Genomic DNA, 3,251 nt, shown 5'->3' with positions numbered 1-3,251 from the left:
CTCATAATGCCTCGGTCCCGGGTTCGAGCCCCGGTCGCCCCACACACACACAGGAAACGAGAAAGGCCCACCGATTGCTCGGTGGGCCTTCTTCGTTGCTCCGGGGGTGGGGCTCGAACCCACGACAAGCGGATTAACAGTCCGCTGCTCTGCCAGCTGAGCTACCCCGGAAGGCACAAGCCGTGGGCGAGGTTATCGGCGCGGGGCCAGGCCACAACGCCGATTTTCGAGAGATCTACTCAACTTCGAGAAACTCGCGCAGTCGCTGGCTGCGCTGGGGGTGTCGGAGCTTGGCGAGTGTCTTCGCTTCGATTTGCCGAATTCGTTCACGCGTGACACCGAATGCCTTGCCGACTTCTTCCAGCGTTTTGGCCTGACCGCCGTCGAGGCCGAAGCGCAGCCGGACAATTTCCTGCTCACGTTCGGACAGTTCGCCGAGAACCTCACCGACGGCATCAGACAGCATCATTTTGGTCGCGGCGTCAGCGGGGCTCTCGACCGAATCGTCCTGAATGAAGTCGCCGAGATTCGACTCATCTTCTTCGCCAACTGGCGAGTCAAGTGAGAGCGGGTCTTGCGAGATGCGTAGGAGTTCCCGAACACGGTTGGGTTCGAGCTGGACACGAACAGCGATCTCTTCAATCGAGGGCTCCCGTTCAAGCTCTTGGTGCATCGTGCGCTTGGCCCGGGTGACCCGGTTCATGTGCTCGACCATGTGCACCGGAATACGAATCGTGCGAGCTTGATCGGCAATGGAACGGGTGATCGCCTGACGAATCCACCACGTGGCGTAGGTCGAGAACTTGAAGCCCTTTGTGTAGTCGAACTTTTCGACGGCCCGCATGAGGCCGAGGTTGCCCTCTTGGATCAGATCGAGCAGTTGCATGCCCCGGCCCGAGTACCGCTTGGCGATACTCACGACGAGGCGCAGATTGGCCTGGGTCAGTTCGCTCTTGGCGCGCTCACCGCGACTCACTGCCCGCAACAGCATGCGCCCTTCGACACCATCAATCGGCAAGCCAGCTTCGGCTGCTTCGTCGATCTTGCCCGCCGCGACGAGCCCTTCTTCGATGAGCTGGGCCAGCCGGCGTTCGTCATTGGTCGTGAGCAGGTCGACCTGACCAATCTCACGCAGATACATCCGAACAGCATCGGACGTGCCACCTTCGCCCTTCGGCTGCGACTTTTTCGTCCGACTTCCACGGCGACGGCTGAGCAACTGCTCGTCAGCGTCTTCGGGCGCAATCAGGTCAACGGCGACCTCGTCGACAACGACTTCACGAACGATGCCAGCGGGAGTGTCGTGATCGTCAGTATCGACGGCGTCATCGATAGTGATGCCGTGTTGGGCCATCACGGACTGGACCTGATCCAGGACGTCGCCGGTCAGCTCGACGTGCCGCAGCACGTGGGCAACAGTTTCGGCATGTACCTCTCCGGTTGCTCGGCCCTGTTCGACGAGCTTGCCCCATTCGCCGGTGTCGACACCGCTAAATGGCGCGCCTGAGGGCACCGTTGCCGCGGGATCGGATTCAGTCATCCCCTCAGTCATCCCCATCGGTGCGTTCCCCTGTTCGTCGATCCAGCCAACCTAGCAACGACTCGGCCGCCGCGAGAGCACGCTCCTTGTCGGTGTTTTCCAAAGCTTCGATGTCGATCTTTGCCTGGCGGTCCTCGGCCATTGCTACGGGATCGATCACTTTGTTCCGATGTTGCAGTTCGCGCCGGCATGCAGCTCGGATCAGATTTCGAGCCTCGACATCAGCAACCAGATTCAAATCGGCCACTGCGGCTCGCTCGAGCACGTCGACTGCATCGGGCGGCGCAGCCGCGATTGCCTTGGTGAGGTCACCGTCAGTTTGGGCAAGCGCGAGGAACGCCATCCGGTTGATGTCGTTGTCGAACAGTTCCTCCGTGAGCCACGGAGCGATCGAATCCCACTCCTGCACGAGAAGAACCAGCGCCGCGAATTCAGCGTTCTGGATCGGCCCCGTCGATCGCTTGGCCTGCACCTGGATCGCTGGCCGACGGACACCGCGCTCGGCAATGCGGACCATGTCGCTCACCGGCATCGACAGTTCAGCTGCCACTTCGCCGGCATACAGCATGCGGATCGACTTGTTCGGGTGTTCGTTGACCACGGCCATTGCGTCTTCGGCCAGCCGAACTCGATGCTCGGGAGAATCTTTCTGCCGACCCCGCATCGTGCGATCAAGCCGGAACTTTAAGAACGGAACCGGCTTCTCGATAGCGGCAACGAGCGCCTCCGGCTGGGATGACGCGAGGTCACCGGGGTCTTTTCCGTCCGGCAGGCGGGCAACGAGCACTTCGACCTTGTGCTTTTCTTCCCATTCATAAAAGCGTTCGGCTGCGCCCTGGCCCGCAGCATCAGCATCAAAGGACAGCACGACCTTGCTGGCATATCGCTTGAGCAAGCGGACGTGCTCCTCCGTGAGCGCCGTGCCACAGGTCGCCACAGCGCGGGGGATGCCAGCACGATGGAACCCAATCACGTCGGTGTAGCCCTCGCACACGATGACCTGATCGTGCTTCGCAACATCGGCCTTCGCCCAATTGAGTCCGTACAGCGTCTTGGACTTCATGTAGATCGGCGTCTCGGAGCTGTTCTTGTACTTCGCCGGGTCTTCGGAGCCGGGCAGGATGCGGCCACCGAACGCCAGCGCCTCCCCCGATTCGGACAGGATCGGGAACATCACACGTGCCCGGAACGAATCCTGCATCTTGTTGCGACGATTTCGAAACGACAGCCCGACGTCTTGCATCATGTCGTGCGGCGCACCGAGCGACCTCGACAGCTCGTCCCAGTCGTCGGGTGCCCAGCCAATTTTGAACTGCCGAGCGATGTCTCCTGACAGGCCGCGACGGCGGAGGTAGTCACGTGCTGGCCGGGCGTCAGGCGAATTTAGGAGCCGTTCGTGATACCACTCGACCGCTTCGTTCATGAGTTCGGTGAGCTTCTTGCGCCGCGACCGTTCCTGGCTCTGACCAGCAGACGTGTAGTTGAGCTGGATGCCAGCCTTCGCTGCGATATGTTCGACGGCGCCCGGGAAGTCGAGGTGCTCGATCTCTTGGATGAACGTGAAGACGTCGCCACCCTTGTCGCAGCCAAAGCACTTGTAGCGGCCACGCTCTTCGGTGACGTTGAAAGAGCCAGATTTTTCGGCGTGGAACGGGCACAGGCCGACCCAGTTGCGGCCCGTGCGCTTCAGGGCCACATACTGTTGAACGAT

General features: G+C 61.1%; 2 protein-coding genes and 1 tRNA gene. All 3 read right to left on the bottom strand.

Annotation, left to right across the window (positions count from 1 at the left end; genetic code table 11):
- Window positions 1-98 precede the first annotated feature (98 nt).
- Window positions 99-171 (bottom strand) — tRNA-Asn (locus ACH2EI_RS05675).
- A gap of 64 nt (window positions 172-235) precedes the next feature.
- Entirely contained in the window at window positions 236-1,540 is a 1,305-nt protein-coding gene (rpoD, locus tag ACH2EI_RS05670; RefSeq protein ID WP_395155379.1) for an RNA polymerase sigma factor RpoD, read from the bottom strand.
- A gap of 4 nt (window positions 1,541-1,544) precedes the next feature.
- Window positions 1,545-3,251: DNA primase (dnaG, locus tag ACH2EI_RS05665; protein ID WP_395159409.1), on the bottom strand; the 1,707-nt coding region annotated here is incomplete at its 5' end.

The organism is Ilumatobacter sp. (assembly GCF_041688325.1).
Lineage (GTDB): Bacteria > Actinomycetota > Acidimicrobiia > Acidimicrobiales > Ilumatobacteraceae > Ilumatobacter_A.
Note: the sequence above shows the minus strand (reverse complement) of the source record. Positions and strands in the feature narration are given on the sequence as shown.